This is a genomic window from Halonotius aquaticus (assembly GCF_003605575.1).
Classification (GTDB): domain Archaea; phylum Halobacteriota; class Halobacteria; order Halobacteriales; family Haloferacaceae; genus Halonotius; species Halonotius aquaticus.
In genome coordinates this window covers 94,301-120,948 of the sequence record NZ_QKNY01000004.1, presented here as the reverse complement: position 1 = coordinate 120,948, position 26,648 = coordinate 94,301, and the positions used below count along the sequence as shown (strand labels likewise).

General features: G+C 63.9%; 31 protein-coding genes. 12 read left to right on the top strand and 19 right to left on the bottom strand.

The features are described from left to right. Nucleotides 1-11: 11 nt before the first annotated feature. The 6 genes from DM826_RS02720 to DM826_RS02695 form a co-directional block, all read right to left on the bottom strand. Complete coding sequence (locus DM826_RS02720) at nt 12-692, bottom strand: carbonic anhydrase (protein ID WP_120101181.1); 681 nt, start codon at nt 690-692, stop codon at nt 12-14. A gap of 64 nt (nt 693-756) precedes the next feature. Next, on the bottom strand, nt 757-1,206 hold the full coding sequence (locus DM826_RS02715; protein ID WP_120101179.1) for a Rieske (2Fe-2S) protein: 450 nt from the start codon (nt 1,204-1,206) through the stop codon (nt 757-759). Nucleotides 1,207-1,256: 50 nt separating this feature from the next. After that, nucleotides 1,257-2,252 (bottom strand): aminotransferase class IV, encoded by a 996-nt coding sequence (locus DM826_RS02710; protein ID WP_120101176.1) that lies wholly within the window; start codon nt 2,250-2,252, stop codon nt 1,257-1,259. Then, on the bottom strand, nt 2,249-2,908 hold the full coding sequence (locus tag DM826_RS02705; protein ID WP_120101173.1) for an anthranilate synthase component II: 660 nt from the start codon (nt 2,906-2,908) through the stop codon (nt 2,249-2,251). Before DM826_RS02705 ends, DM826_RS02710 begins: the two co-directional genes overlap by 4 nt. 16 nt (nt 2,909-2,924) lie before the next feature. Next, nucleotides 2,925-4,481, bottom strand: coding sequence for an aminodeoxychorismate synthase, component I (pabB, locus tag DM826_RS02700; protein ID WP_120101169.1), 1,557 nt, complete (start codon nt 4,479-4,481; stop codon nt 2,925-2,927). A 44-nt stretch (nt 4,482-4,525) separates the two neighbouring features. Further along, nucleotides 4,526-5,179, bottom strand: coding sequence for a helix-hairpin-helix domain-containing protein (locus DM826_RS02695; protein WP_120101163.1), 654 nt, complete (start codon nt 5,177-5,179; stop codon nt 4,526-4,528). Between the two features lie 109 nt (nt 5,180-5,288). Here DM826_RS02695 and DM826_RS02690 point away from each other — a divergent pair, with 109 nt between their 5' ends. Further along, entirely contained in the window at nt 5,289-6,098 is an 810-nt protein-coding gene (locus DM826_RS02690) for a DUF7847 domain-containing protein (RefSeq protein ID WP_120101159.1), read from the top strand. 28 nt (nt 6,099-6,126) lie between these two features. Here DM826_RS02690 and DM826_RS02685 read toward each other — a convergent pair whose 3' ends face one another. Then, complete coding sequence (locus DM826_RS02685) at nt 6,127-6,933, bottom strand: shikimate dehydrogenase (protein ID WP_120101155.1); 807 nt, start codon at nt 6,931-6,933, stop codon at nt 6,127-6,129. 83 nt (nt 6,934-7,016) lie between these two features. Here DM826_RS02685 and DM826_RS02680 point away from each other — a divergent pair, with 83 nt between their 5' ends. The 4 genes from DM826_RS02680 to DM826_RS02665 all read left to right on the top strand — a co-directional run bounded on the left by DM826_RS02680 (nt 7,017) and on the right by DM826_RS02665 (nt 10,370). Continuing rightward, nucleotides 7,017-8,477: a D-aminoacyl-tRNA deacylase gene (locus DM826_RS02680; RefSeq protein ID WP_120101153.1), complete on the top strand. Its 1,461-nt coding sequence runs from the start codon at nt 7,017-7,019 to the stop codon at nt 8,475-8,477. A 30-nt stretch (nt 8,478-8,507) separates the two neighbouring features. Further along, on the top strand, nt 8,508-9,674 hold the full coding sequence (ftsZ, locus tag DM826_RS02675) for a cell division protein FtsZ (RefSeq protein ID WP_120101150.1): 1,167 nt from the start codon (nt 8,508-8,510) through the stop codon (nt 9,672-9,674). A gap of 85 nt (nt 9,675-9,759) precedes the next feature. Further along, complete coding sequence (locus DM826_RS02670) at nt 9,760-9,933, top strand: protein translocase SEC61 complex subunit gamma (RefSeq protein WP_120101148.1); 174 nt, start codon at nt 9,760-9,762, stop codon at nt 9,931-9,933. Beyond that, on the top strand, nt 9,933-10,370 hold the full coding sequence (locus DM826_RS02665; RefSeq protein ID WP_120085663.1) for a transcription elongation factor Spt5: 438 nt from the start codon (nt 9,933-9,935) through the stop codon (nt 10,368-10,370). Before DM826_RS02670 ends, DM826_RS02665 begins: the two co-directional genes overlap by 1 nt. 168 nt (nt 10,371-10,538) lie before the next feature. On the opposite strand, the gene DM826_RS02660 is transcribed toward DM826_RS02665, so the two are convergent. Beyond that, nucleotides 10,539-10,835 carry a DUF7565 family protein gene (locus DM826_RS02660; RefSeq protein ID WP_120101146.1) on the bottom strand — a complete coding sequence of 99 codons (297 nt, stop codon included), beginning with the start codon at nt 10,833-10,835 and terminating at the stop codon, nt 10,539-10,541. A 128-nt stretch (nt 10,836-10,963) separates the two neighbouring features. Here DM826_RS02660 and DM826_RS02655 point away from each other — a divergent pair, with 128 nt between their 5' ends. Continuing rightward, nucleotides 10,964-11,698, top strand: coding sequence for a PHP-associated domain-containing protein (locus tag DM826_RS02655; RefSeq protein WP_120101372.1), 735 nt, complete (start codon nt 10,964-10,966; stop codon nt 11,696-11,698). Nucleotides 11,699-11,713: 15 nt separating this feature from the next. Here DM826_RS02655 and DM826_RS02650 read toward each other — a convergent pair whose 3' ends face one another. Further along, nucleotides 11,714-12,208, bottom strand: a complete 495-nt coding sequence (locus tag DM826_RS02650; protein WP_120101144.1) for a metal-dependent hydrolase — start codon at nt 12,206-12,208, stop codon at nt 11,714-11,716. 319 nt (nt 12,209-12,527) lie between these two features. Between DM826_RS02650 and DM826_RS02645 the strand changes: the two genes are divergently transcribed. Together DM826_RS02645 and DM826_RS02640 are read left to right on the top strand one after the other, a co-directional pair. Beyond that, on the top strand, nt 12,528-13,631 hold the full coding sequence (locus DM826_RS02645) for a pyridoxal phosphate-dependent aminotransferase (RefSeq protein ID WP_120101370.1): 1,104 nt from the start codon (nt 12,528-12,530) through the stop codon (nt 13,629-13,631). 73 nt (nt 13,632-13,704) lie between these two features. Continuing rightward, the gene (locus DM826_RS02640) at nt 13,705-14,880 is read left to right on the top strand and encodes an ArsA family ATPase (RefSeq protein WP_120101142.1); all 1,176 of its coding nucleotides are present in this window, start codon (nt 13,705-13,707) and stop codon (nt 14,878-14,880) included. A 25-nt stretch (nt 14,881-14,905) separates the two neighbouring features. Here DM826_RS02640 and DM826_RS02635 read toward each other — a convergent pair whose 3' ends face one another. The 4 genes from DM826_RS02635 to DM826_RS13265 all read right to left on the bottom strand — a co-directional run bounded on the left by DM826_RS02635 (nt 14,906) and on the right by DM826_RS13265 (nt 17,756). Then, nucleotides 14,906-15,730: an SDR family oxidoreductase gene (locus DM826_RS02635; RefSeq protein WP_120101140.1), complete on the bottom strand. Its 825-nt coding sequence runs from the start codon at nt 15,728-15,730 to the stop codon at nt 14,906-14,908. An 82-nt stretch (nt 15,731-15,812) separates the two neighbouring features. Then, the gene (locus tag DM826_RS02630) at nt 15,813-16,616 is read right to left on the bottom strand and encodes an endonuclease V (protein WP_394338537.1); all 804 of its coding nucleotides are present in this window, start codon (nt 16,614-16,616) and stop codon (nt 15,813-15,815) included. Nucleotides 16,617-16,618: 2 nt separating this feature from the next. After that, nucleotides 16,619-17,548, bottom strand: coding sequence for a rhomboid family intramembrane serine protease (locus DM826_RS02625; RefSeq protein ID WP_120101136.1), 930 nt, complete (start codon nt 17,546-17,548; stop codon nt 16,619-16,621). Nucleotides 17,549-17,633: 85 nt separating this feature from the next. Beyond that, entirely contained in the window at nt 17,634-17,756 is a 123-nt protein-coding gene (locus DM826_RS13265; RefSeq protein ID WP_267899958.1) for a hypothetical protein, read from the bottom strand. Nucleotides 17,757-18,054: 298 nt separating this feature from the next. On the opposite strand from DM826_RS13265, the gene DM826_RS02620 reads away from it, so the two are divergent. Further along, nucleotides 18,055-18,408: a PadR family transcriptional regulator gene (locus DM826_RS02620; RefSeq protein ID WP_120101134.1), complete on the top strand. Its 354-nt coding sequence runs from the start codon at nt 18,055-18,057 to the stop codon at nt 18,406-18,408. Nucleotides 18,409-18,432: 24 nt separating this feature from the next. Here the strand turns inward: DM826_RS02620 and DM826_RS02615 are convergent, their stop codons facing one another. Beyond that, entirely contained in the window at nt 18,433-19,029 is a 597-nt protein-coding gene (locus tag DM826_RS02615; protein ID WP_120101131.1) for a DUF7108 domain-containing protein, read from the bottom strand. Beyond that, entirely contained in the window at nt 19,022-19,612 is a 591-nt protein-coding gene (rnhA, locus tag DM826_RS02610; RefSeq protein WP_120101129.1) for a ribonuclease HI, read from the bottom strand. The genes DM826_RS02615 and rnhA overlap by 8 nt, the downstream gene beginning before the upstream one ends. Before the next feature lie 140 nt (nt 19,613-19,752). On the opposite strand from rnhA, the gene DM826_RS02605 reads away from it, so the two are divergent. After that, nucleotides 19,753-20,715 (top strand): transcription initiation factor IIB, encoded by a 963-nt coding sequence (locus DM826_RS02605; RefSeq protein ID WP_120101126.1) that lies wholly within the window; start codon nt 19,753-19,755, stop codon nt 20,713-20,715. Between the two features lie 290 nt (nt 20,716-21,005). Then, entirely contained in the window at nt 21,006-22,268 is a 1,263-nt protein-coding gene (gene nreA / locus DM826_RS02600) for a DNA repair protein NreA (protein WP_120101124.1), read from the top strand. A 5-nt stretch (nt 22,269-22,273) separates the two neighbouring features. On the opposite strand, the gene DM826_RS02595 is transcribed toward nreA, so the two are convergent. Continuing rightward, a complete protein-coding gene (locus DM826_RS02595; protein WP_120101121.1) occupies nt 22,274-22,726 on the bottom strand; it encodes a DUF302 domain-containing protein in 453 nt (150 codons plus the stop codon). Between the two features lie 60 nt (nt 22,727-22,786). Further along, on the bottom strand, nt 22,787-23,080 hold the full coding sequence (locus tag DM826_RS02590; RefSeq protein ID WP_120101118.1) for a DUF5789 family protein: 294 nt from the start codon (nt 23,078-23,080) through the stop codon (nt 22,787-22,789). A gap of 134 nt (nt 23,081-23,214) precedes the next feature. Here DM826_RS02590 and DM826_RS02585 point away from each other — a divergent pair, with 134 nt between their 5' ends. Further along, nucleotides 23,215-24,327 carry a DUF7139 domain-containing protein gene (locus tag DM826_RS02585; RefSeq protein WP_120101115.1) on the top strand — a complete coding sequence of 371 codons (1,113 nt, stop codon included), beginning with the start codon at nt 23,215-23,217 and terminating at the stop codon, nt 24,325-24,327. Here DM826_RS02585 and DM826_RS02580 read toward each other — a convergent pair. Then, nucleotides 24,324-26,117 carry a helix-hairpin-helix domain-containing protein gene (locus DM826_RS02580; RefSeq protein ID WP_120101113.1) on the bottom strand — a complete coding sequence of 598 codons (1,794 nt, stop codon included), beginning with the start codon at nt 26,115-26,117 and terminating at the stop codon, nt 24,324-24,326. The genes DM826_RS02585 and DM826_RS02580 overlap by 4 nt on opposite strands. A gap of 20 nt (nt 26,118-26,137) precedes the next feature. Next, nucleotides 26,138-26,587, bottom strand: coding sequence for a DUF5788 family protein (locus tag DM826_RS02575; protein WP_120101111.1), 450 nt, complete (start codon nt 26,585-26,587; stop codon nt 26,138-26,140). Nucleotides 26,588-26,648 lie beyond the last annotated feature (61 nt).

Sequence of the window (26,648 nt, the reverse complement as noted above, 5' to 3'; positions counted from 1 at the left end):
AGCTGGCGGCGTCAGTACTCCCAGAGCCGCTCGATCCGGTCGTCGATCTCGGGATGGGCTGCCTGCAGCGCGTCGACGTCGATTTCGCCGTCAATGTTGATGACGTGAACCTCACCGCGTTTGCCGTCGTACTGATCCTGAAAGTCATAGACGACGCCGATCGTCGTCACGGCGTCCGGAACGTCATCGCTGTGCCGCAGATGCTCGATCTGGCGGTCGACGTTGTATTCGACGAGTCGGTTGATCGCCGCCTCTCGTGAGAGATCCTCGGGAAGCCGTTCAACGCCGGGCGCAAGGTGTGGTTTCAGCAGCCCGAGACTGTGCTCGATGCCCGCTGGTTCGTCAAGCCCGTTGGTCAGATCCTCATAGGCGGCGGTGACCGCGCCACAGCCGGTGTGGCCGACGACGATGGCAGTCTCAGTCCCAGTGTGAGCGATGGGATAGAGCACGTCGCCGGAAACCGCCGGCCCCGACGCTGTGTCCTGGATGACGCGGTTGCCGATGTTGCCGCAGCTAAACAGCTGGCCCGGTTCGGTGTTCTCCCACATGGCGTCCTGCAAGACGCGAGAATCAGAACAGCAGACAGTGACCGCACTCGGCGCTTGCCCGTCCTGGACAGCATCAAACCGGCTGTCGAACTGCGCGGCGTGGTCAGCGTTGGCGGCCAGCAACCCAGTAACAAATTCGTCCATAACCATCGATCTCACCGACGGCTCATATAGCTTCGTGACCGCCGGCAAGCGACTGGATTGCCGGTCAAAACTCGCGGTTTGATTTCGACCCCAGATCTGTCGGATCGGTCTCGATCCCGCCACAGCCGACGAACTCGTAGTCGTCGTCGACGAGCTGGACGACACCATCCTCAACTGCGAGATCGACCTCACTGAGGTACGCGCCCTCGCAGGGCCCGAAGTTGCAGAACCCCGTGTCGGACTCGAAGTACGCCCCATGATTCGTACAGATGATCTCGCCGTTGCGCATCTCCGCGCCGGAGCCCTTGTCGAGTTTGATGTGTCGGAAGTGCTGGCAGTAGTTGAGCCAGCCGACGACGCCCGCATCATCCCGCAACATGATCGCCTCCCTGATCTCGCCGGATTCCCGGTCGGGACTCTCTTGAATGTCAGCGTCAGTCGGCCGCACACGGAACAAAAACGTCGTATCCGTCGGCACGTCGGCGACTGGTACGATCTGCCCGTCAGCACTCATTGGTGGGCGATAACGCCCCGCCGGTTTAACCCTACAGTTCCCGGCAGCGATCAGTCATAGTGCTCGCGCTCGATGCGGGCAGCAAAGAGCCGCGAGAGCAGCGTCGTGACCGGCCCCGCAGCGGTCGAACCCGTCGTTTCGCTATTGCTGTCGTCGCCACCAGCGTCGTCGTTGCCGGCGTCGTTTCCGGCATCGTCGGCGATCCGAATTCCATCGACGACGTCAACGGGTCGTATTTCCCACGTCGAATTCGTCAAAAAGACCTCGTCGGCGTTGCGGATCTCGTCGGGCGTGTACTGACCTTCTTCAACTGGAATTCCCTCTTCGTCAGCGATGTTGAGGACAACGCGGCGGGTGATTCCCGGCAGCACCGGGCCGTCGAGACTCGGGGTTCGGAGCGCGTTGTCGCGAACGAAAAACAGGTTGCTCGTCGCGCCCTCGGCGACGTGGCCGTCGGCGTCAACCATGATCGCCTCGTCGGCATCGGAGACGCGGAGTTCGAGGCGGGCGAGGATGCCGTTGAGGTAGTTGTGGGTTTTCGCCCGCGCTGGGATCGCAGCGTCGGGAACGCGCTTGGTTTTGACCGTCTGGAGCGTCGCCGGCTCCTCGTAGACTGGCTGGCCGTCGCTGCCGCCGCTGGGCAGCGATTTGACGATAACGACGACCGTCGGATCGACGGCCTCGTCGGGTGTGAGTTTGCCGGGCTGGACGCCGCGGGTGATCGAGAGTCGGACGTAGGCCTCGCTGAGATCGTTGGCGGCGAGTGTGTCCGCGATCCGCCGGTGGAGGTCGTCGGTGGCAAGTCCGTGCTCTAAGCCCAGTACTGAACACGTCTCCTGCAACCGGTCGGCGTGAGCATCCCACGCGAAGATCTCACCGCCGTAGGCGCGCATTGTCTCGAAGGCGGCGTCGCCGTAGAGGAAGCCGCGGTCAGCGACGTTGACACTGGCTTCGTCGGCCGGTACTAACTCGCCGTCGACGTGAAAAACGAGGTCGGCGTTGGCTGGGCTATTTTCATCGGTGGTCGGGTCGGCTGGATCACTCATTGCTGGCCCCCGTTCGTAGCGTACTCCTCGCAGATATCGACAAAATTCTTGACCATCCCCTTGCCGTCGTCGGTCAAGATGCTCTCGGGATGGAACTGGACGCCATACTGCGGCTGCTCGCGGTGGCGGACGCCCATCACGACCTCACGCTCGTCGGCCGTGTGAGCGGTTTCGACGAGGTCGTCGGGCAACTCGCCGCGTTCGACACACAGCGAGTGGTAGCGGCCGACACCGAGTTCGCTGTCGAGGCCCGCGAACAGCCCCTCGCCGTCGTGAGTGATCGTCGAGGATTTCCCGTGGACGACGCTGGGCGCGTGGCCGACGCGGGAGCCGCGGGCCGCACACATCGCCTGATGGCCGAGACAGACGCCGAGAATCGGGCACTCGAACTCGAAGACCTCCATCGAGACGCCGGCTGACTGCGGCGTTCCGGGCCCTGGCGAGAGGACGATCCCATCGGGGTCGATCTCGCGAACCCCGTCGGGGTCGACGGCGTCGTTGCGCCGGACGGCCACCGCGCCGGCGAACTCGCCGACGTACTGGACGAGGTTGTAGACGAAGGAATCGTAGTTGTCGATCACGAGCACACGCGGCCCGTCGGCAACGTTGCCGTCGATGATCCCGGCCGTCGCTGCTGACGACGAGTCCGCGCTCATGTCACCACCTCCGTGCTCATTTCGCGGCCTCCTCGACGGTCAGCCGGCCGGCGGCCAGCGCGTCGTCGATGGCGGTCACGAGTGCACGGCCCTTCGCCAGCGTTTCCTCGTATTCGGCTTCCGGATCGGAGTCGTGGACGATCCCGGCGCCGACGCGGAGATGATACTGCTCGCGGTGCCGCGTCAGCGTCCGGATAATGATGTTGAGCGTCGCCCGACCGTCGAAGCCGAACAGCCCCATACTCCCGGTGTAAGGGCCGCGCCGGGTCGCTTCGAGTTCGTCGATGATTTCCAACGTTTTGGGTTTCGGCGCGCCGGTGACGGTGCCACCGGGGAACATCGCGGCGACGGCGTCGGCCAGCGAGCGATCCGCCCGCAGGCGGCCCTCGACTTCGGAGACGAGATGCATCACCTCGGCGTAGCGGTCGATCCGGCGGTACTCGCTGACCTCGACGGAACCGAACTCACTCACCTTGCCGAGGTCGTTGCGTTCGAGATCGACCAACATCGCGTGTTCGGCGCGTTCCTTCTCGTCGCCCAGTAAGTCGGCTTCAAGGGCGTCGTCGGTCGTCACCGTCGAGCCGCGCGGCCGGGTGCCGGCGATGGGTTCGGTTCGTAGGCGGTCGCCCTCGCGTTCGAGGAGGAGTTCCGGGCTCGCGCTCACGAGGTCGATTCCGCTCCAGCGGTCGTCGCCGCGGCCCGAAAACTCGATCAGTCCGGAGTAGGGCGCGGGGTTGACCTCCCGGAGCGCGTCGTAGGCGGCGACCGGGTGGACGGCTGCGGGCGCGGTCAACCGTTGGGAGAGGTTCGTCTGGAAGGTGTCGCCGTCGCGGATGTACTCTTTCACCTGTCTGACGTGCTCGGCGAAGGCAGCCTCGCTAGTGTCACCGGTGAATTCGGCGTCGTCAGCTTCGACCGGTGGGTCGCCGATATCGGGGTCGCCGTCGCGGGCGGCCGTCGCCAGCGACGATGCTCGCTCAACAGCCGCCTCGTAGATCTCGTCGATAGCGTCGGGGTCGGCGGCTTCGGGGATTCGCGGACAGCAGGTGATTCGCAGGTCAGCGGCGTCATCGTGTGGCTCGGGCCACGCGGCCACACAGTCGTAGACACCGACTTGGAGTCGCGGGAGCCCGCGATCGTCGACCGCGTCGCCATCGAGCGTTTCGAGTTCGCGAGCGATGTCGTAGGAAAGCCAGCCGAACGCACCGCAAGGGTAGGGGATTTCACAGTCGCCGCGAACGAGCGTTTCGCCGTCGAGCAGCCCAGCGAGGGCCGCAAGCGACGGCGTGTCGCGCTGGTCGTCGCCGCCGGCTGCCCGTTCGGTGTCGGCGACGACAACCTCTGGATTGACTGTCAGTCGTTCGATCGGCTCAACCCCAAAATAGCCCCAGCCCGGCTGCCCGCCTGTCGTCTCCAAAAAGACGCCGCCAGGGCCGTCGCGAGCCCGCCGGTAGGCCGCAAACGGATCGGCGACGGCGACCCGGAGTTCGACCGGGATGCGCGCCCCCGGCGGGGCGTCGGCCGCCAGCGAGCGGAACGCCGCCCGCTCGGTGACGACAGTCGGCGATTGCATATACGCCCCCTGTCACCGCCGGCGGGTAACAGTTTCGTGCGCGGTTATTTCTCGCTCGCGCGATCAATCCAGTTGCTCACCGTTTTCGGCGAGACGTTGATATCTTCGCCGATTGCCTCGGCATCGCCCTCAGCCAACTCAGCGATGGAAGTGATGCCGGCGTCGTGGAGTCGTTCGCTGTAGGCCGGGCCGATGCCCTTGATCGAATCTAGCGGCGCATCGCTGTAGTCGTCGCCGCCGTCGTCGGCAGCCGTGTCGGTGTCGGGTTCGGCCTCAGTTTCCGTCGCCTCCGCCTCGTCAGCGGCCGATTCAGCCTCCGCATCGTCGACAGCGACCCCAGGGTCGGACTCGTCGGTCGTCGTGTCGGCTGGAGGCTCGTCAGGAGTCGCCGCCGCATCGTTCTCCGCAGCAGCCGCCTCAGCGGCCGGCGCGTCATCTGCCGCCTCAACGGCCGGTTCGTCAGCTACCGCCTCATCAGCCGCAGCGTCATCGTCGACCGGCTCCGGGTCGGGCTCAGTCGTCGAGTCCTCAGTGTCGACCGAGTCGGTCGCAGCCGGCTCGGTAGCCGAGGCGTCGACCGGTTCTGCAGTCGCCTCATCGGGGTCGTGTTCGACCGTGACCGTCGTTTCCGTGCGGCGGTCGTCGTCGGCTCCCCCACCGATGCCAAGCAACGATTTGAGCTTGCTGAGTAAGGCCATTACCGGTTGGTACGCGTCGCCGCTATTTAAAAACCAGTCACAATCTAACACGATTGCGCCTCCTGAGACGATTCAATGCGTTAATGTATTTTCGCTGAAATCGCCACACATGGCTGCAATTCGGTCCCTGAAACCGGCCATCGGTAGTCTCGTTCGCAACCCGATCATCATCGTCGTCGCGGCGGTGGTGGGACTCCTCCAGTTACCACAGTTGCTCGTCCCAACAACGTCGCCACTCCTCTCAACGGCTGTCTCGCTGGGGATGAGCGGCCTGCTGCTGTTCTTGCTGCCCTTCTATCAGGGCGGGATTATCGGGATGGCCGACGACGCCCGTACCGGCACCACGAGTATCGGGACGCTGATTGACGTTGGGAAAGCGAACTACGTCTCGCTGCTGCTGTCGTATGTGGTGGTCGTTGCCATCGCTATCGCCTTCGGGATCATCGTCGCCATCGGCGCGGTTGTCGGCGGCGTCGGGGTCGTCGCCGGCGGCGGCCAACCGAGCCCAGCGATCCTCGCGGTCGTCGGCCTCATCGGCCTCCTCTTGGTCGTTGGCTATCTCGCAGTGATGGTGTGCATCCAGTTTTACGCCCACGAGATCGTGCTCAACGACGCCGCCGTCGCCGAAGGGTTCACCGGCAGTGTGAGCCTCGTCCGCGAGAACCTCCTGAGTGCGATCGGCTACAGCCTGCTCATGTTCGTCGGTGGCGGGGTTATCGGCGGTCTCAGCGGGGCAGCATCCATCCTACTGTCGCCGCAGCCGCCGCTGCAGTCGATGCTGCCCGAGCTATCGCTGCCGGTGATGCTCGGTGTTGGTCTCGTCTCGATCCTTGCGACGGCCCTGCTTGGGGCATTCTACGCCACGTACTCGGTAACATTCTACCGCGATATCGCCGGGTCGTCAGGATTCCGGCTGTAAGCCTGCCACCGCGATACTGCGTGTGCGGTTACTCCAAGGCGTCGCGTAACGCCGCATCCATCGCCTCGATCGGGGCGTCCTCGTCGGTCCAGATCTCGAAGGCCTCCACACCCTGAAACAGCAGCATCCACAAGCCTTGGATCGTCGTCGCCCCGGCGGCGTCGGCATCGCGGAGCAGTCGCGTGTCCCGTGGCGTATAAACCGCATCGAGGACGGCAAGTCCGTCGTGCAGCAACGCGGCCGGAACTGGTGTCGCGTCCTCTTCCATCCCGACGCTCGTCGCATTGACCAACAGATCGGCCGCCGGCACCGCCTCGTCTAAGCTGTCAAGGCCGCCACCGCTCGCACCGTCAACCTCGCTGGCCAGCGACTCGGCGCGTTCGACCGTCCGATTGGCGATATGCACGTCGGCCCCGGCGTCAGCGAGCGCGAACGCCGCCGCCCGACCCGCACCACCGGCACCGACAACGACTGCGTCTTGGCCGTCAATCGCGACATCGTGGTGTGTGAAAGAGCGCGTCACGCCGGCCGCGTCGGTGTTGTACCCCTGCGGCTGGCCAGCGTCGGGGAACGCGACCGTGTTGACCGCGCCAATGCGAGCGGCCAGCGGGTCGGGCTCGACGATCTCGAAGACGTCCTGTTTGAACGGGATCGTGACGTTCAGCCCGGCGATTCCGAGGGCATCCGCACCGTCGATCGCCTGTTTAATCTCGTCTTCGGCGGGTTCGAAGGTAACGTAGGTCGCGTCGATACCGCGGTCGGCGAAGCCGGCCGTCTGCATCGGTGGCGACACCGAGTGGCCGACCGGGTTGCCGACAATTCCGTACACATCCATACTCCGCCGTCGGGCGGCCAGTGCGTAAATTCCTGTGTTCTTCGATCCGGTGGCGTTTTGCTGATCGATCTCCCAGCGGGAATATGATCGGCATCGTCGTCAGCCGGGCCGACGAGGCCTCGACGCATCTCGGCGAGCAACTTCGAGCGGTCGGCGAGTGGACAGCCCACGAGGATGAGCGCCGCGCCGACGGCGATGGCGGCGGCACCTACTACACGACAGCGGGCTTCGAACTCCGCGAGTTCGACACCATTCACATCGAACTTGCCGATCCCGCGCCAGCCTTCTCGGCCCCCGACGACCTCGATTTTCTCGTCTTTGTCTCCCGGCACGCTGGCGACACCGGCCGGCTGCTGACCGCCCACGTCACGGGGAACTTCGGGCCGGCGGAGTACGGCGGCGAACCCGGAGCCTTCGCCCGCGCCGCACCCGGTGCTCACAAGGCGGTCATCGAGGCCCTCAGCGAGCACGCGCCTGACGATTACGAGGTCGGTATCGAATGCACGCATCACGGCCCGACCGACTGCACAGTCCCGTCGATGTTCGTCGAACTCGGCAGCGGCGAGGAGCAATGGCAGGACGCGGAGGCTGCTCGCGCGATCGCCAAGGCCGTCCTCAATCTGCGCGGCGTCGCCGCGGATCACCGCCCAGATGGCCTCGAAGCACCGCGCCACGTCGTCGGCTTCGGCGGCGGCCACTACACGCCGCGCTGCGAGCGGATCGTCACCGACACTGACTGGGCGGTCGGCCACATCGGCTCAGATTGGCAACTGGACGCCATGGGCGATCCTGCCGCCAACCGCGAGGTGATCGATGCTGCCTTCGAAGCGAGTGCCGCCGAGCTGGCCGTCGTCGACGGCGAGAACCCCGACCTAGAGCGCGTCATCGACGACCTCGGGTATCGCGTCGTCAGCGAGACGTGGCTCCGGACTGTGGGTGAGCGACCGCGTGTGGTCGTTGACGCCGCGGAAGCGACACTGTCGTCGGTCGCCGAGGGGCTTCGGTTCGGCGAGGTCGCCGTCGACAGCGACACCAACCGCGACGGCGACACCAACCCGGCAGAGACGTGGACGGTCGTCTCACTGCCCGACGACCTCATCGCAGCGGCAAACGGGATCGACGCCGACGCGACGGTAGCGGCTGTCGTCGAGACAACAATCGCCTACGAGACGACCGAGGGGGCGACGCTGCCAGCCGGCCGCGCCCTCGTCGCCGACACCACCGATTTCGAGCAGCTGATCGATCGGCTGGCTGGATTGCTGGCAACCGACTACGAATCGGTCGAACAGACGACCGAGGGCGTCATCTGTCGGGACACCGGGTTTGATCCAGGGAAGGCCGACACCCTCGGTGTGCCCGAAGGCCCGAAGTTCGGACGGCTGGCGGCCGGCAAGACGGTGACGGTCAACGGCCGGGAGATTACCCCCAAGTCCGTCGAAAGCGAGCGCATCGAGCGGTTCACAGTCGACTGGCCGGAATCGGATCCGGCCGGCCAGCGGGCTGAAACCGCGTCAGACGGCCGGCTGACGAATGGGGAAAGATAAATAGGCTTGGTTCGCAAGCCACGGACAGTAATGGACTCTATCGTTGACGACGCTATCGACGAGGCCGAAGACTCCGCGGCCGACGAGCAAACAGAGACTGGCCCGCCCAGCAACCCCCAGTCGGGCTCGATGACCGACGAGGAACTCCAGGACGTTCTCGAAGACCTCCAGACCGACATCACCGTCGTCGGCTGTGGTGGCGGCGGCGGCAACACGGTCAACCGCATGGCTGAGGAGGGCATCGAGGGCGCAAAGCTGGTCGCCGCCAACACCGATGTCCAACACCTCGTCGACATCGAGGCCGACAGCAAGATCCTGATGGGCCAACAGAAAACCGAGGGACGGGGCGCAGGCTCGCTGCCGCAGGTCGGCGAAGAAGCCGCCCTCGAAAGCCAAGAGGAGATCTACGATGCCATCGAGGGCTCGGATATGGTCTTCGTCACTGCCGGCCTCGGCGGTGGCACCGGCACCGGTGCAGCCCCCGTCGTTGCCAAGGCCGCCCGCGATTCCGGCGCGCTCACCATCTCGATTGTCACGACGCCATTCACCGCGGAGGGCGAAGTTCGGCGCACCAACGCCGAAGCCGGGCTCGAACGCCTCCGCGACGTAAGCGATACGGTCATCGTCGTCCCCAACGACCGCCTGCTCGATGCGGTCGGCAAACTCCCCGTCCGGCAGGCCTTCCAGGTCAGCGACGAAGTCCTGATGCGCTCGGTGAAAGGAATTACCGAACTGATCACCAAACCCGGCCTCGTCAACCTCGACTTCGCCGACGTGCGGACGGTCATGGAGAAAGGTGGCGTCGCCATGATCGGCCTCGGCGAATCCGATTCGGAATCGAAGGCCCAAGACTCGGTCAAAAGCGCGCTTCGCTCACCCTTGCTTGATGTCGACATCTCCGGGGCGAACTCCGCGCTTGTCAACGTCACCGGTGGCAACGACATGGCTATCGAGGAAGCCGAGGGCGTCGTCGAGGAGATCTACGACCGGATCGACCCCGACGCCCGGATCATCTGGGGTACCTCGATCGACGAGGAACTGGAGGGCACGATGCGAACGATGATCGTCGTCACGGGCGTCGATTCCCCGCAGATCTACGGTCGCAGCGAGGCCGCCGCCGAGCAGGCTGAAACCGCCCAAGAACCGAGCGAATCGGCCCCTGTCGACGATGACGACGATATCGACTTCGTCGAATAACACCGTATTTTCCGCGTTTGCTGACGATGCGGCCGCCGACACGCATCAATAGATAAAAAAAGCCTCGCGTCGAACGTCGGGCAACATGGACGTTCCGTACGATCTCAACAGCTATGTGCGCGTGCTCAAACTGGCGAGTACGCCATCGTGGAACGAGTTTTCGCAGGTCTCGAAGATCGCTGGGGCCGGCATTCTGCTGGTCGGGCTGCTCGGCTTCATCATCTTTGCGATCATGAGCTTCATCCCCGGTGGTGTCTGATGAGCATCTACGCCGTCAAGACGACCGCCAGCCAAGAGCAGACGGTCGCCGACATGATCGCCACCAAGGAGGAAGACGAGATCCACGCCGTGCTCTCGCCTGACTCCCTAACGAGCTATGTGATGGTCGAGGCCGACGGTACGGCAGCTCTCGAACGGCTTTTCGATGAGATCCCGCACGCACGCTCGATCGTCCCCGGCGAATCCGGTCTCGCCGAGGTCGAACACTTCCTCTCGCCGACCCCCGACGTTGAGGGGATCGCCGAGGGCGATATCGTCGAACTCATCGCCGGGCCGTTCCAAGGCGAGAAGGCCCGCGTCCAGCGCATCGACGAGGGCAAAGATCAGGTGACCGTCGAGCTCTACGAGGCGACAGTCCCGATCCCGGTGACGGTTCGTGGCGACCAGATCCGTGTGCTGGACAGCGAGGAGCGATAGCTCCTCGGGCCATGCGAGCGGCGTAGCCGCGAGCAGATAGTGAGGAACGGTAGTTCCTCAGACCATGCGAACGGGCGCGAGGCGGTTTCCCGCCTCGAATTCGCGGCGCTATGCGCCGCGCATGGCCCGTGAGCAGACAGCAAAGAGCGAGAACAGCGAAAAAAAAGCTCAGTTGACTGCGTCAAGATCGGCGACAACGGCTTCAAGATCGGCTTCGGCTTCGATCTGTGTTTTGAGTTCTTCGCGTCGCCGTACAGCCTCGGAGTCAGCATCATACGCGCGAACGAATTCGGCGCGGGTGTGTTCCTCAAAGGCGTGGCGGATGGCGAAGTAGCCGTCGGGGACGATCGTTCCACAGACTTGACACTCATGTTTTGTATGTTGGGTGGTCTGGTGGTGGATCAACTCCTCGACGGTCTCGGTCTGTGTGCCACAGCCGTCGATGCCACACCGCCATGGGCTCATGGATCACCGTTGCGGTGGCGACGGTATAACGATTGCTGTGCCGACGGCGTCCGGCGACGAACCGATATCGACTAAGGGATGTGGGGAAACCATCGACCGTGAGCGACGCCGACCAGACCCGTGTCGACATGCACACGAAACTGCTCGATGAGCGTGTTGTGTCGCGGGCGAAACAGCGGGGGATCGATGTCCTCGTCTACGCGCCACATTTCACACGGCTCCCACAGATCAAAGAGCAGGCAGCCGCCTACAGCGATTCGGAACTGCATGTCGTCGCTGCCCGGGAGGTGTTTACCGGCGACTGGAACAACCGCCGCCACCTACTGGCGATCGGTCTTGATGAACCGGTGCCGGATTTCATCACCTTCGAGGGCGCGATGGCTGAATTCGACCGACAGGACGCGGCGGTAGTGGTTCCCCACCCGGAGTTCATGAACGTCAGCCTCACCCACCCTGAGATCCGTGCCCACGCCACCCGGCTCGACGCCATCGAAACCTATTGTGCCAAACTGTTTCCCTACCAGAACCGCCGCGGCCAGCGGATCGCCGCCGACCTCGACCTTCCTGGGTTCGGCTCCTCGTATACCCATCTACCGGGGACGGTCGGCGAGGCATGGACACAGTTCGACCGTCGGATCGAGTCGACAGCCGACCTTGTCGACGCACTCACGACCGGCGCCGACCGACAGGTGATCCACCGCAATGGGCTGGGCCACCGTGGCCGGCAACTACTCGAATACGGCCATCTCGGCTACGAAAACAGTTGGAAGAAGATCGATCGCCTGCTGCTGTCAGGCGACGAACCGACCCATCCGCGAAACCTGCTCTATGAGGGGCGGTTCGATGACGTGCGTGTGTATTGAGGATTGATATGACGATTACAGCGGAATGCTGAGTCCCATCTCAGCGGTGTAGGTGGTTACCTCGGGTACCACGTAGAACAACACGCCAGCGAAGGTACCGACCTCAACGATAGTGACCAACACGGTCACAAGATCGGATTTGCTGCTGGAGACCGGAATCCCGACTGGGAGGTTGTATTCGGTCTTTGAGAGCGGGTAGAACAGCGCGATCCCGCGGGTGCTCCCGACGACATCGAGGATGTAGTGGGTCGCAATCCCGATCCAGACGTAGTTGAGGTTGCCCATGTAGATCGGCCACGCGGCGAAGATGCCCAAGACGAGGAGGTTGTGCAACGTCTTCCGGTGTTTTCCGAAAGCGGTGTCAACATCCGGAAACAGCGCGCCCAGCGTCACCGGCACCAGGAGTTCGACCATCATCCGCGCGGTCTCGATGGTGGCCGACGGTTCCAAGACGTATCCCAAGCCGATGCTCAACAGGACGGCGTTGAGCACGTGCCCACGTTTGTTCATCGAGTGGGCCAATACAGCCACGCTACGTGTATCTTTGTGATTGGTTTGCTCGGACGGTGTCCGGATGCGAGCAGCCAAACAGGTGGGTCGACCGGTTGATCAGCCGCTACCCCTGGCGGACTGAAAGGGCGAGGCTCTCCCGGCGAACCCGGACGAAGCAAGCACCACAACGAACGAAGTGAGTGAGGAGCGCAGCGAGTCCCGGGAGCCGAGAGAGCCGAGGGCTTTCGATACCTACATCTCACACGTAACTCCTTGTTTGACCACCTATCCGACTGAGTGACGAAAGACACAGGGCAACGGCGTGTCAGCCGTCAGTATGGACTACCAGACGCCGCAGTTCTTTCACGTCATGCAGTACGCCGACGCCGCCGACGGCGACACCATCGACATGGTCAGCGGCAATCCCGACTGGGAGCCGCCGAGCGCGATCCGCGATGGACTCCACGAGTACGCCGACGGCGACGCCGCCGACTTCCAGTACCCGCCAAGCGACGGGCTCCAACCGCTCCGCGAGGAGATCGCCGCCCGACGCAACGTCGATTCCGACCGCGTGATCGTCACCAACGGCACCGGCGAGGCCAATTACCTCGGAATGGCTCGCGCGCTCGACAGCGACCGCGGCAGCGAGGTCGTCTTGATCGATCCCGTCTACCCCTACTACCCCGGCAAGGCGTCGATGCTCGGCGGCGAGACCCGGTTGGTCGCTGCCGACCGCGACGGCAGCCTCGACACGGCGGCGACCTGCGAGGCCATCGGCGATGACACCGCCCTCGTCGTGCTCAACACGCCGAACAACCCGACCGGCGCGGTCTACGATCTTGATTCTGTCCGCGCGGTCGTCGAGACCGCCGCCGATCACGACGCGCTCGTCGTCGTCGACGAAGTCTACGATCACTTCGACTTCTCGGGGGACTTCGAGAGCGCGCTGACGCTCGACGCTGACAACGTCATCGTCACCAGCGGCGTCTCGAAGTCGATGGCGATCACCGGCTTTCGCGTCGGCTACGCCGTCTTTCCGCCTGCCCTCATCGAATCCGCGAAAACCCGGCACATGCTCGTCAACGTGACGACCAGCCGCCCGGCCCAGCAGGCCGTCTACGAGGCCTATCGGGCAACCGACCCCGACTACTACGCCGACGCCCGCGACCGACTCGAATCCCGGATCGAGACGTTCACCACCGCGCTCGACGCCGCCGGCGCGGAGTACACGAGGCCCGACGGCGCGTTCTACGTGCTCGCGCGGTTCGAGGGCTTCCCGGGGACGATGGCGAACGTGAAGACGCTGATCGACGAGGCCGGCGTCGCAGGGATGCCAGGAGCAACGTTCGGGACGGCCCGCGAGGAATGGATTCGGTTCGCCTTAGTCACGCCGCGGGTCGAGGCCGCTACCGAGCGATTGGTCGACTATTTTGCTGACTGAGACACCAATGACTACCACCCGCTGACTGCGACCGACCGACGCCTACACAAGTCCACGCTGTCTGAAAGGCAGTATGAGCGATATCGACGTCGAGGCAGTCGAGGAAGTCGACGACGAGGGCGAGGAGACTGACGAGTCGGTCGCCGTCGACGCTGCGGACGGCGACACCGAGGTCGAAGTCACGGCGACGACGACCGACCTCCCCGATGGCGTCGACGCCCCCGAGTACGTCCTCTACGGCGGCAAGGGCGGCGTGGGCAAAACGACGATGGCCGCTGCGACTGCGCTATCGAGTGCGGCCGGCGGCGCGGCGACGCTCGTCGTCTCGACCGATCCAGCCCACTCGCTGTCCGACACCCTCGACACCGAGGTTCCGGCGCGACCGACTCGCATCCGCGAGGAAATCCCGCTGTGGGCCGCCGAGATCGACCCCGACGCCGCAATGGAGGAGGGCGTCTTCGGCGCGGACGGCGAGCCGATGGGCGGGATGGGCGATCTCGGCGACCAACTCGGCCCGATGGGCGACATGCTCGGCGGCATGGGCGAGGGCGACGATGACGACGCCGGTCTCGGCGCGATGCTGGGGATGGGTGGCTCGATGCCAGGCGCCGACGAGGCCGCAGCGATGCGACAGTTGCTGGAATACCTCGACGACCAACGCTTCGACCGCGTTATCGTCGATACCGCGCCGACCGGCCACACGTTACGCCTGCTCCAGCTGCCCGAGATCATGGACTCGATGGTCGGCCGCGTGATGAGCATCCGCCAGCGCATGAGCGGGATGGTCGACGGCCTCAAGGGCATGTTCGGCGGCGGAGACGATGATCCCGAGCCATCGGCCGATCTCGACGAACTCCGCGAGCGGATCGAACGCCTGCGAGCCGTCCTGCGCGACCCCGACCAAACGGATTTCCGCGTCGTGATGATCCCCGAGGAGATGAGCGTCGTCGAGTCCAAGCGGCTCGTCGGCCGCCTCGGCGAGTTCGGGATTCCCGTGCAAACGCTGGTCGTCAACCGCGTCATGGAGAGCGTCGACGACATCACCGACGCCGACATCGACCCCGAGTGGATCGTGACGCCGAACCTCGAGGACTGCGAGTTCTGCCAGCGACGCTGGCAAGTCCAGCAGGATGCGCTGCAAGCGGCGACCGATCTCTTCCGGGATCGGACGGTCAAGCGCGTGCCGCTGCTCGCTGATGAGGTTCGCGGCGAAGGCGCATTGCGCGTTGTGGCGGCCTGTCTGCGATAGAACGCGGTAGCAATCAGGACGACACTCAACTCAGTCGCTGTAGCAACGACCACACCGCATCACGCGCACTATCGGGAAGAAACCGCGCAAGGACGGCTGCCGAGGCAGCCTTGCCGACCGGAATCCGAGCCGGCGGTTTGGTCGAGCTGGCGGCGTCAACGATATCCTCGGCGACACGCTCCGGCTCGACCGAGCCGGGGCCGTCGCCACCGATGGCTTGGGTGTCGTCGAACATCGTGTAGAAGTCCTCGTAGGCACCCGAGCGGTCGATGCCGTCGACCTCGTCTTCAGCGCGCTCGGTGAACCCCGTTTTGACCGGGCCGGGTTCGATGACGACGACGTCGATATCGAACGGTTCGACCTCGGCGCGTAGCGCGTCGGACATGCCCTCGACGGCGAACTTCGAGCCGCAGTAGACACCGCCGCCGGGGAAGGCGACGCGGCCAGCGACCGAGGAGATGTTGATGATCGTCCCGTCCTCCTCGCGGCGCATATGCGGGAGGACGCTCTTGATGAGGCGGTGGGGGCCGTAGACGTTGACCTCGTACTGCTGTTCGACCTGTGCCATCGGCACGTCCTCGACCGGGCCGAACTGGCCGTAGCCGGCGTTGTTGACGAGACAGGAGATGACGCCGTGCTCGTCGAGGATGCGGTTGACGACGCGGTCGATGTCGTCCTGTTCGGTTACGTCGAGTTCGGCAGTCTCACAGCCGGCGTCGGCCAGCGGCTCGATGTCCGAGCGGTCGCGGGCGGTCGCATAGACCGTCCAGCCCTCCTCGAGGAAGGCCAGTGCCGTCGCCCGCCCGATCCCGGATGAACAGCCGGTGATGAGTACCGTCTTCGGTTGCACACTCCCACGTTGCCGTCGGGGGAGTTAATTATGCAGCATCTTCCGGATGGCCATTGCGGCTGGCCCAACACCCGCCACCAACTCACGATAAGTCGGATTTGATTTCGTCGGCATAGCTGTCAGCCAGTCGTGTCGGCTCCGGGAGCTTGTAGCCGTCACAGAGCGCGGAAACGAGATCGGCGGTCGTCTCGGCGACGACGCGGTGGCCCGGGCTGACGTAGAGCGGATTGATGTGGCGGTTCGACGACTCGTACTGCCGGGACTGGTAGGCGTAACCGATGACCGTGCCGTCGGCGCAGTCGACCGCGTCGTCGGCCTCGATTGGCGTTCGCCAGCCAACGGGCCGACCGTCGACTGACTCGCGGGGTGTCCCACAGAGCAGATTCTTGACGATGCCGATACTCGGCGTGTCGAAGACGACGCCGAGATGGGTCGCCAGGCCGGCCTGTCGGTAGTGGATTCGGCCGCTGCCATCGAAACACAGCAAATCTGGCTCGCAGTCCAGCGTTTCGAGTGCCGCCACAATGGGGCCACCCTCACGGAACGCCAGCAACCCCGGAATGTAGGGGATCGATAGTTCGGTCACGGCGTATGTGCGTTCGACGACTTCGCCAGCTTGTAGCACGACGACCGCGCTGATCGCCCGGTGATCAAGAAATGCCTGATCGACGCCAGCGACGAGTGGGGCGTCGGCGGTGGCTTCAGTGTCGCTAGCGGCCGCACCGAGCGATTGCTGGGTCGAATCCGACGATATATCGACCGCAGTCGGATCAAACCCGAAACGATCCTCGAAAACAGCGGTGTCAGCGATCTCGCGCTGGAGCGATTCCATCGCCTCCTGCGACAGCGACGCGTCCGGCAGGAATTTAGGGCGAACGGGCTCCACAGTTAGAACCGACCGCGACCAGGGCCACCGGGGCCGCCCGGCCCACCTGGCCCGCCAGGGCCGCCGCCGAACTGGAGTTGGTTTGGTACCTGCACCTCACCTTTGAGTTGGCGGCCGTACCATAGCCCGATTACAAGGCCGACGAGGTGGGCGAAGTGAGCGACGTCGCCCATGCCAGCCGAACCGGCCGCGCCAGGGTTGATGAAGAAGAGCACCGAGATGAGCGCGAACCCGAAGGTCAGAATGTACAGCGGAAGCGGAATCACAAAGAACAGCAGCACCTTGAGATCCGGCTTGAGGACCGTAAGCACGCCCATGATCGCAAAGACCGCGCCGCTGGCCCCAAGCACCCGGGAGGTCTCACCCATGATCAGCGAGATGCCGACGTGGCCCAACCCAGCGAGTGCGCCCGCGGCGAGGAACAGGGCGACGAATTTCTTCGAGCCGGTGTAGCGTTCGACCAGCGGGCCGAAGAAAAACAGGACGATGCTGTTGGCCGCGAGATGATAGAGCCCGCCGTGTGAGAAGATCGAGGTAAGCCACGTCCAGAGATATTCAGGGTTGGTCGTCGACAACGTAAACAGCGAAACGTAGGCGCGAGGGCCGAGAAAAACGCCGACAAGCTGTTGGAGGAGGAAGGTGATCCACATCAATCCCAACAGTGTGTAGGCCGCGTTGCCACGGAAATAGCCAAGCGGGCCACCAACGCTCCGCAGTTTGTTGAGAACCCCTTGTGTTGTCGATGCCCCACCAGAGGTTTCGACAGAGTCGTCGAACCCACTATCGAAGACGCCATCAGGATCATTCCAGTCGTCAAGGCCCGGACAGTCGTGGTTTTCCGGCAGTCGATGGTCGGCACAAAACGTGTGGCCACACCGCTTGCACTGGTACGGCATATTCTCGTCGGCACCACACTCGTCGCAGTTGGCCATTACCAGTAGCTAACAGCGGTGGGATAAAATGCGTTTGGCTCTGTGGGGTATCGTCGATGCTGCCAGGTGGACACCAAGACCGAGATCACGACTGCTCGCTGTCGTCGCCGTCGCCCGTTGGCTGTGGCTTCTCGGCGGTCGCTGACTCGAAGTTTGTCGGGACGACCGTCAGATGCTGGATGCCGAGTGAGTCGGTGCTCGCACTCATGACAGTCGGATATAGCACTCACACCCTGAAATAATTACCCATGCGCATATCGCATGCGACACCGAAGCGATATGCGTGATAGACATCACATTCTGCGGAGCGGTCGCGGTTGTAGTTATGAGTGATACTGACAAAATAATACATTTGTCCCTGAATCGGCGGCAAACGATCAGAAAGTGGTGTTTTGAACAACACACAAGTGTATTTCCGCCTTATATCGCCGAGTTGTAGCACGAACGGTGGCGTAAATTGTTGATTTTGCAAACTGTTAAATAGATACATGACATATCAATATGTGATGTCAGAGGCACAATCAATCAGCGACGGTTCGGGCAAAGTGCGGGATCTCACCGCGTTTCAGCAGAACATTCTCGCTATCCTCGCCGAAGAAGCACGGTACGGCCTTGCGATCAAGCGAGAACTCGAGAACTACTACGGAACAGAAGTCAACCACGGGCGACTCTACCCCAATCTTGACGACCTTGTCGAGGACGGCCTCGTCGAAAAGAGCGAACTCGACAAGCGAACAAACGAGTATGAACTCACCGACGCCGGCTACAACGCGATCCTCGATCAGTTCGAGTGGACGCTCTCGAAGTTCGTTACCGATGACGAGCGCGCCGACGACGTCCGCGCACTGATCGATCAGTAAGTCGTCGTCGACAGTCACTCACCACTACGTTTTCGCCGACCACTCCGGGCACTCGGTGTCGGCGAAGCTAAACACATACTCCAGAGAGGCGTCTAACGCCGCCTGCTGGTCAGCCGAGGCCCAGACGTTTCGCGGATAGTATTCCTCACAAAACTCAGCAAGCTCGTCGGCCGTGGCGGTTTCGATGCGACGACAGTAGTGGTTCCCCATGAAATCAGCAAACGCCCGGGCGTTAGCCTCGTGGATCGGCCCGTGGGCGTCGCCAACGGCCGCAACAAGCGCAGCATTGTCAGCCTCGACAGCCGCCCACGTGTCGTCGCCAGCCCCCGAAAGCGGAATCTCAACCGCACGGTTGGTGTCGTCAATGCGGTCTAACTGAACCGTTCCGTCGGCTATCCACTCGTCGGGATACAAGACGAGCGTGTCGTCGTCCTCGCGAATACGAGCCGTGTAGTCGTGAGCCGCAAGCGTCTCATCCCGGTCGGTGCGGTAGGCATCCGCCTCGGCCTCGTCAGTGGCCTGGCGGGCCAACCGTGTCAGCCGCTCGGCGGCGTCGACAACCGCCTCCGGGAGTGGTGTCGCGTCATCAGAGTCGGCGTCTGTAGGATCTACGTCAGTCATCAAAGGCCTCGTTTGCGAGTTCGTCGGCGCGTTCGTTGACGGCGCGGGGGACGTGGGCGATCGACCAGCGATCGAAGTCGGTGAGGAGTTCGCGGACGCGGACACGTTGCTCCCGGAGTTCTGGATCGTTTGTGTCCCACTCGCCGCGAACCTGCTTGACGATTAGCTGGCTGTCGCCGCGGATGTCAACCTCGCTGGCTCCAAAATCCTGAGCGGCCTCAAGGGCTCGAAGCAACGCCGCGTACTCGGCTTGGTTGTTCGTCGTTTCGCCGATCTGCTGGCCACCCTCGGCGGCGATCCCATCCCCGGTGACGATCACCCAGCCGACCGCCGCCGGGCCGGGGTTGCCGCGGCAGGCTCCATCAAAGTAGACGTGCGCGCGGCCGCCGCCGTCCTCCAACAGCAGCGTCAGTTCGGCCGGGTCAGCGCCCTGTACCACGACCTTGTCATCGTAGGCGACAGCGACCGCCGCACCGCGTTCGGCCCGCCAGCGTTCGTGGTCGGTGTTACCCGCCTCGACGCTGACGCCGGCTGCTTGAAGCTTGTCGGCGGCCGCGTCGGGATCGCACGTGATCGTCGGCATAGCTATGGGGTCGATCGGGAGCCTAAAAGAGAGTTCGCTCTCGGGAGAAAAATTTGGGATTTCGGGAACATATCTACGGGATGTGATCTCACCACATACACAAGACTTAACAATGGGCAGTCGACAACCATATAAGTGTAATGACACGGTCCAGCCGTCAGCGATCCAACCGGGAGCCCCAACGTCAGGAAACCGAGGCCGACGAGGAGGAGATCGACCTCGACAACGTCGATCCTGACGAGGTCAAGCGCACGGCCGACGACGAGCTCATCCATGAGCCGACCGGTCTCATTCTCGAAGAAGATCAGATCGATCGCGGCCCGGAGTGGCGGGCGTTCAACCACTCCGAACGACAGGAGAAATCCCGTGTCGGCGCGCCGACGACGAAGACGATGCACGACAAGGGGCTGACGACGACCATCGACTGGCAGAACAAGGACGCCTACGGCCGATCGTTGTCCTCCGAAAAACGGAGCCAGATGCACCGGCTCCGCAAGTGGCAGGAACGCATCCGCACGAAGGACGCCGGCGAGCGGAACCTGCAGTTCGCGCTCAGCGAGATCGACCGCATGGCGAGTGCGATCGGCGTTCCCCGGTCGGTACGCGAGGTCGCCTCGGTCATCTATCGCCGCGCGCTCAACGAAGACCTGATTCGTGGCCGTTCCATCGAGGGCGTCTCGACGGCCGTGCTCTATGCGGCGTGTCGAAAAGAAGGCATCCCGCGTAGCCTCGAAGAGATCGCCGAGGTCTCCCGTGTCGAACGCAAGGAAATCGGTCGTACCTATCGCTACATCTCACAGGAACTTGGCCTCGAAATGCGACCCGTCGATCCGAAAAAATACGTCCCCCGCTTTTCCTCACAACTCGAACTCAGCGAAGAAGTCCAGGCGAAGGCCAAGGAGATCATCGACACGACTGCAGAGCAGGGACTCCTCTCCGGAAAATCGCCGACAGGCTTCGCCGCCGCAGCGATCTACGCCGCGTCGCTGCTCTGTAACGAAAAGAAGACTCAACGCGAAGTCGCCGATGTCGCCCAAGTGACCGAAGTCACGATCCGCAACCGGTATCAGGAGCAGATCGAGGCGATGGGCATTCCGACCTGAACGACGGGATCTGATTTTCGGCGGTACTCAGTATGAACAAGCAGGCAACTGCATTAGCCGACTGAGCAACCGCAACCCTCGGCGGACTGAAAGGGCGAGTCGCTCTCGGCGAACCCGGACGATGTAAGCACTGCAGGAGTGAGCGTAGCGAACGACGAAGCGCGCAGCGAGTCCCGGGAGCCGAGAGCGACGAGGGCTTTCTACACATATTCCCAAACCGGATCAATTGTAACTCTACCCCGCACACCTAGCCGAATATTGAAGCCGACTGCCGCCCCACCATCGTATAGATGCGGCTTTCGGAGTTCATCGAGATCGAGAAAAACGAGCGCGCCGAGCGTCGCCGCCTCGCCGGCGAGAAGTCCTACGAAATCCTCGACCGCCTCGACGGCGTTGGCGACCAGTTTGCCGACATCAGCGGCGGCGACGCCGTCGGCAGCGTCTCCCCATCCATCTTCGTCGGTCGCTCAGGCTACCCAAACGTCTCGACTGGGCTGCTCTCCCCGGTCGGTAACGAAAGCGACGCCGGGCAGTTCGTCACCGACGGCGCGTGGTACGAGGAGGGCGTCAGCATCGGCGACGTGTTCGAACGCCGTACCTCGCTGTTGAACGCGAGTCAAACCACACCCGTCGAGACCAACGTCCACGACACGTGGGAGGGATTCCTCGGCGTCCAACGCGAGGTCGCGCTGGCCGACCGGCCGATCGGGATCGAAGTCGGCCTCAACGGCACACCCGAACTCGATCTCGCCAACAGCGTCGACGAGGTGTCGGCTCCGACCGGCCCGCGAGCGCGGGCCAACGACGCGACGCTGACCGAGAATCCCCACGTCCCCCGTCCCGTGAAAAAGACGCTCGAAGACGACGACTGGCGGGCAGGTGGCGCGATGAACTACCTATACAACCGCGGGTTCGACGTCTACGAGATCAACACGATCCTCTCGGCGGGCGCGCTCGGCCAGCAAGCAAACCGTCGGCTCGTCCCAACGCGGTGGTCGATCACCGCCGTCGACGACACCGTCGGCCAGTATCTACGGGGCAAACAGCGCAACGCCACAAGCGTCGATACGGTCTCGGTCTGGCACAACGAATATCTGGGCAATAGCTTTTGGATCATCCTCGCCCCCGGCCAGTGGGAATTTGAGCTCGTCGAATTCAAAGCCCCCGGCAGCGTCTGGAACCCCGATCCAGCCGCCGGCATCTGGCTCGCCAGCGACTACGAGGGCCGGGAGGGACGGTCCGGCTATGTCGAGGAGACCGCCGGCGCGTACTACGCCGCGCGGCTGGCCGTCCTCGAATATCTGGACTCGATCGGCCGACAGGCGAAAGCGCTCGTCCTCCGGCACGTCTCCGATGACTACTGGGGCCCGGTCGGCGTCTGGCAGGTGCGGGAAGCGATCCGCCATGCCTTCGACGGCGACCACGCCGAAAGCGAAACGTTCGACGACGCTGTCACTGGAATCGCCGAGCAGCTTCCGGTGAGCAGTGCCGACCTCCAGCGAAAATCAACGCTTGCTGCGGGGCGACAGACCGGCCTCGACATCTTCAAATAGTCGGCTTACTCGTCGCTGTCGAGTTCAGCGAACACGGCCTCGACCATCTCGCCGGTGTCGTCGATGATCGAATCCATCTCCGCCTCGTCAGTCGGCAGGCCAAGCAGGCGGGCGATTTTCATGATGCTGAGGTGGTAGACGCGCTGGACGCCCGGCTCCTCCTGCCAGATGATCATATTACACGGCATGAGCGCGCCGAGTCGCTTATCCGTGGCATCCAGCGCGCGGTCGGCGATCGCCGGGTTGCACGCACCCAACACGTAGTAGGGATCGCGGTCGGCGTCGACCTTCTCATTGAGCATCTCTGAGGGCGAGAACTCGACTGGAACCCCGAATCCGTTGTCAGCGCAGACCTCACGGACATACTCGATGGCTGCCTCGTGTTCCATCTGCAGGGTCGCCTGTTGTTCACCGTACTCAGCGGGGTCGATGGCTGCGGGATCGATAGGCAACGTCATAGGTGCAATTGGGGGTGCGGTCGCAAAAGGAAGGTGGTCGACGCGTCGAACAACAGAATGTTACTCGGTGGCGACGGGCTCGCGGCCGACTACGTCGCGAACGGCGGCGACAAACGTCTGTCGGCGATCAAAGTAGGTGTCCTCAACCGACTCAAGGATCGTCGCCAACGACTCGGGGCCGTCAGGCGTCCGGATGTCGGTGTCGCCGAACTTTTCGAGAATGTCGCTTTTGGTCTGTGGCCACGTGAGCCGGGCGGCGACGCGGGCGATCGGCGCGCCCTCGACGGCACGGCCGTCGCCGAGTTGTACCGTCGGCGTCGCCTCCTCGTCGCCGGTGTCGTCGTCATCTGACATAGCCGTGCGTTCGGTCGGTGTGTTCCTAATCGTTTCGATCGTCTCAGCCCACCGGAACCCCAGACGACGAGCATGTATACTGAATGCCAACTGTCTGACGTACTGTTTTGTACCGGGCCCGCGTACGTGGGGGTATGACCGCGCTTTCGGACGCCTATTCGGGGACTGTCGCCGACCAGCGGGGGCGGGGGCGGCTGTATCTCGGCGTCGGCCTTTTCGGTGTCGGCGCGATCCTCGTCGTCGCCGGGATCGTCGCCGCCGGCTCGGGGCTGTTGACCGCCCAGGGCTACTCGCTGGGTGAGGCTCGCTGGCTCGCCGGCGTCCTCGGCGGCGTCGGCGTCCCGGCGGTCTTCCTCGGGATCTTTACCATTCTCCCGGCCGGCCGGACAACACGGGGGGCCGCCCTCATCGGCGCGTCGATCGCCATGTTCGGCGTCGCGCTGTTTGCCTACGCCTACCCCTGTCAGTGGATCGGCAACACCTGCGCGACAAGCGGCCCGAACCTGACACTGCCGACCGCCGGCGTCTACTTTCTCGGCACGCTGACGACCTTCTGGTGTCTGTTCACCGGGGTTGCAAACTTCAAAACCCGCAACGATCCCGGCGGGACGGTGCGGATGGAGATCCGCAACATCACCCGTCAGGGTGACAGTGGCGACGACGACAGCGGCGATGGCTTTGGCGGCTTCGGCGGCGTCGGCCTCTTCGGCACCGATCCCGATGGCGATGTGGCGACCCAGACGAACGCGCCGGGATCGGCACCAGCCGGCGGAGCGGCCGCCACCAGCGACGGCGGCGCGACAACCGAGCAACTCGCCTCACCGCTGGACGGGCCGACGACGACCCAGCAGGCGACAGGGTCAGCGGCGGCGGGAACTGACGGAGCCACAACCGGATCGACCGGATCGGCTACATCAACGGCGTCGACACCCACGGCCGAACCGTCGACAACGACCACCGAGACGACGTCATCGGCGACACAGTCGTCGACATCGACACCCGACCAGCCCAAATCGACGACCAACAGCGGCGTCGACCGGGTGTCGCCGAAAGCCAGCCGCGGGCCGACAACCACCGCATCCGGGCGATCAGATAAGTCGGGAGGCGAGAACTCGATCGATCGCTACTGCGGGAGCTGTGCGCAGTTCAAATACGTCCGCACCGACAGCGGCATCAAGCCCTACTGTGCCCACCACGACGAACTCATGGACGACATGGAATCCTGTGACTCCTGGGAACCCCGTTAGTGCAGAAACGCCCGTAGCTCCGCACTCGTTTTCGCGTTCAGCACGTCAGCCGGTTCAGCCCACCCACGACGAGCCGTTTTGACGCCGTACCGGCGATTATCAAACTCAGCGGGGCTGTGCGCGTCGGTGTTGATCGCCACCGTGCCGCCGGCCTCGACGACGGCTCTGACCGCCTCGCCAGCGAGATCCAAGCGGGCCGGGTTCGCATTGATTTCGAGTGCTGTGTCGGCGTCGGCGGCCGTTTCGGCCAGCCGTGTCATATCAACCGAGAGGCCAGCGCGGCTGTTGAGCAGCCGACCGGTCGGATGGCCGATCACATCGACCGAGGGGTGAGTCGCCGCCTCACAGAGGCGGTCGGTCGCAGCGTCAGTATCCTGATCCAACGCGCTGTGGGGGGAAGCAACGACGATGTCCAACTCGGCCAACAACTCGTCGTCGGTGCTCAGTGAGCCGTCGGCCGCGATGTTGGTCTCAACACCGTGGAAGACAGTGATATCGCTGTCGGCCGCCACCGCCGCAACCGCCGCCATCTGCTCGCGGAGGGCATCGTCGTCGAGTCCGATGTCCTCGATGATCCCCGGGCCGGTAGCGTGATCGGTCACGCAGTGGAAGTCGTCGCCGCGGTCGGCTGCGGCCGCCACCATCTCCTCAATCGAGTGGCCACCGTCCGACCACTCGCTGTGGGTATGGCAGTCGCCGTTGATGTCGCCGGTCTCGACGAGCGTCGGAAGGGTGCCTTCGGCGGCGGCGTCGATCTCACCGGTATCCTCGCGGAGTTCCGGTGGGATCCACGCCAAGCCGAGTTCCGCGTACATCGCGGCCTCCGATTCGCCGGCGAGTTTGACGCCGACGCGTTGGCTGTCCGCGGGATCGGACGCGGCGTCGCTGCCAGCAGGATCATCGCTGTCGACGTCGGTATCGAGAGCCGAGATATCGAAGAGGCCGTACTCATTGAGCTTGTAGTCCTGTGCGATCGCCCGGTTGCGAAGCCGGACGTTGTGCTCTTTGCTGCCGGTGAAATACTGGAGGGCCGCGCCAAACTCGTCAGGAACGACGACGCGAAGATCGACCCGGACGCCGTCGGCTCTGAGGCTGGTCTTGTGGCTCCCAGCTTCGATCACATCGTCGGCGTCGTCCCAGTCGGTGAAGCCCTCGACGACCGCCTCGCTGTCGTCGCTGGCGACGAGGACATCCACATCCCCGATGGTATCCTTCCACCGGCGGATCGAGCCGGCGACATCAACGCGGCCGACAGCATCGAGCGTGTCGAGATACGCACAGAGGTCGTCGGCGACGGGGCGAGCCGCACCGAGTCGTTCGCGCTGTTGGCTCTGGCGGGCGAACGGAATGTTGTCGAGGATATTCTGCTCGGTCTTTGCACCGAAGCCCGTGACCTCTTGGATCTCGCCGGCCTCGGCAGCGGCTTCCAGTTCATCAAGCGTTGTAATGTCCACCGCCTCATAGAGGGTACCAACCGTCTTCGGGCCAACACCCTCAACGCTGGTGAGGGCAGCCATCTCGACGGGCAGCGATTCCCGCAGGTCTTCGAGTTCGTCGATCGAGCCGGTTTCGACGTATTCGACGACCTTTGAGGCGATCGCGTCGCCAACGCGGTCGATCTCGGCGACGGCATCCTCGCCGGTCGCGGCCAGTTGGTCGATCGGCTCCGGGTAGTCGGCGATGTTCTCGGCGGCCCGGCGGTAGGCGTTTGGCTTGTACTCGACGCCCGTTGCTTCGAGGCGGTCGGCAAACTCGACGAGCAGGCGGGCGACCTCGTCGTTGGAGCGCATACCGGTGGTTGGGTCGCCGGCTACTTAGCTCCGGGCGGCGGGCCGCTGCGGTCGCCGTCGTCGTGGCCCAACGCCTTGCGGAGAAACCGTGTCCATCGCTTCCGGTCGGCGGCGTCCTGTCGCTGGGCTTCGGCTTCGAGGTCGACAGATTCCAACTGGTCGAGGGCGTTGAGCGCGCGGTCGATCCCGACGATCTCATCGGCAAGGTCGACACCCTCCTCGTAGCTGATCACGCCGTCTTCGATCTGCTCGACGCGCTCGATGCGTGCCCGGCGGAGGTTTCGTTTGGCAGTTTCGACGCGGTCGCGCTCGCCCGGCGGGATCGTCTCCCGGCGTTTGATCTCGAAGACGAACGCCCGGAGATCGATCGTCTCGCCTTGGATCTCGATCGCCTCCGGGAGCTGGTGGCCGACCGTCGCCCCGTCGCGGCCGATCCGTTCGAGGAGCTGTTTCTGCTGGTAGGCCTTCACAACTGTACTCAGGGCTCGGCGTACTTGCCTCCACCGCCACGGCGTCACCGACAGCGGCCCA

Bases quoted from the DNA above. Each gene is read 5' to 3' on its own strand.
- DM826_RS13265 (WP_267899958.1), bottom strand. From the start codon at position 17,756: ATGAGTGCGAGCACCGACTCACTCGGCATCCAGCATCTGACGGTCGTC.
- ftsZ (WP_120101150.1), top strand. From the start codon at position 8,508: ATGGACTCTATCGTTGACGACGCTATCGACGAGGCCGAAGACTCCGCG.
- DM826_RS02665 (WP_120085663.1), top strand. From the start codon at position 9,933: ATGAGCATCTACGCCGTCAAGACGACCGCCAGCCAAGAGCAGACGGTC.
- DM826_RS02670 (WP_120101148.1), top strand. From the start codon at position 9,760: ATGGACGTTCCGTACGATCTCAACAGCTATGTGCGCGTGCTCAAACTG.
- DM826_RS02720 (WP_120101181.1), bottom strand. From the start codon at position 692: ATGGACGAATTTGTTACTGGGTTGCTGGCCGCCAACGCTGACCACGCC.
- DM826_RS02680 (WP_120101153.1), top strand. From the start codon at position 7,017: ATGATCGGCATCGTCGTCAGCCGGGCCGACGAGGCCTCGACGCATCTC.
- DM826_RS02705 (WP_120101173.1), bottom strand. From the start codon at position 2,908: ATGAGCGCGGACTCGTCGTCAGCAGCGACGGCCGGGATCATCGACGGC.
- DM826_RS02585 (WP_120101115.1), top strand. From the start codon at position 23,215: ATGACCGCGCTTTCGGACGCCTATTCGGGGACTGTCGCCGACCAGCGG.
- DM826_RS02640 (WP_120101142.1), top strand. From the start codon at position 13,705: ATGAGCGATATCGACGTCGAGGCAGTCGAGGAAGTCGACGACGAGGGC.
- DM826_RS02615 (WP_120101131.1), bottom strand. From the start codon at position 19,029: ATGACTGACGTAGATCCTACAGACGCCGACTCTGATGACGCGACACCA.
- DM826_RS02605 (WP_120101126.1), top strand. From the start codon at position 19,753: ATGACACGGTCCAGCCGTCAGCGATCCAACCGGGAGCCCCAACGTCAG.
- DM826_RS02580 (WP_120101113.1), bottom strand. From the start codon at position 26,117: ATGCGCTCCAACGACGAGGTCGCCCGCCTGCTCGTCGAGTTTGCCGAC.
- rnhA (WP_120101129.1), bottom strand. From the start codon at position 19,612: ATGCCGACGATCACGTGCGATCCCGACGCGGCCGCCGACAAGCTTCAA.
- DM826_RS02625 (WP_120101136.1), bottom strand. From the start codon at position 17,548: ATGGCCAACTGCGACGAGTGTGGTGCCGACGAGAATATGCCGTACCAG.
- DM826_RS02695 (WP_120101163.1), bottom strand. From the start codon at position 5,179: ATGGCCTTACTCAGCAAGCTCAAATCGTTGCTTGGCATCGGTGGGGGA.
- DM826_RS02650 (WP_120101144.1), bottom strand. From the start codon at position 12,208: ATGAACAAACGTGGGCACGTGCTCAACGCCGTCCTGTTGAGCATCGGC.
- pabB (WP_120101169.1), bottom strand. From the start codon at position 4,481: ATGCAATCGCCGACTGTCGTCACCGAGCGGGCGGCGTTCCGCTCGCTG.
- DM826_RS02690 (WP_120101159.1), top strand. From the start codon at position 5,289: ATGGCTGCAATTCGGTCCCTGAAACCGGCCATCGGTAGTCTCGTTCGC.
- DM826_RS02715 (WP_120101179.1), bottom strand. From the start codon at position 1,206: ATGAGTGCTGACGGGCAGATCGTACCAGTCGCCGACGTGCCGACGGAT.
- DM826_RS02595 (WP_120101121.1), bottom strand. From the start codon at position 22,726: ATGACGTTGCCTATCGATCCCGCAGCCATCGACCCCGCTGAGTACGGT.
- DM826_RS02685 (WP_120101155.1), bottom strand. From the start codon at position 6,933: ATGGATGTGTACGGAATTGTCGGCAACCCGGTCGGCCACTCGGTGTCG.
- DM826_RS02645 (WP_120101370.1), top strand. From the start codon at position 12,528: ATGGACTACCAGACGCCGCAGTTCTTTCACGTCATGCAGTACGCCGAC.
- DM826_RS02710 (WP_120101176.1), bottom strand. From the start codon at position 2,252: ATGAGTGATCCAGCCGACCCGACCACCGATGAAAATAGCCCAGCCAAC.
- DM826_RS02655 (WP_120101372.1), top strand. From the start codon at position 10,964: ATGCACACGAAACTGCTCGATGAGCGTGTTGTGTCGCGGGCGAAACAG.
- DM826_RS02620 (WP_120101134.1), top strand. From the start codon at position 18,055: ATGTCAGAGGCACAATCAATCAGCGACGGTTCGGGCAAAGTGCGGGAT.
- nreA (WP_120101124.1), top strand. From the start codon at position 21,006: ATGCGGCTTTCGGAGTTCATCGAGATCGAGAAAAACGAGCGCGCCGAG.
- DM826_RS02590 (WP_120101118.1), bottom strand. From the start codon at position 23,080: ATGTCAGATGACGACGACACCGGCGACGAGGAGGCGACGCCGACGGTA.
- DM826_RS02660 (WP_120101146.1), bottom strand. From the start codon at position 10,835: ATGAGCCCATGGCGGTGTGGCATCGACGGCTGTGGCACACAGACCGAG.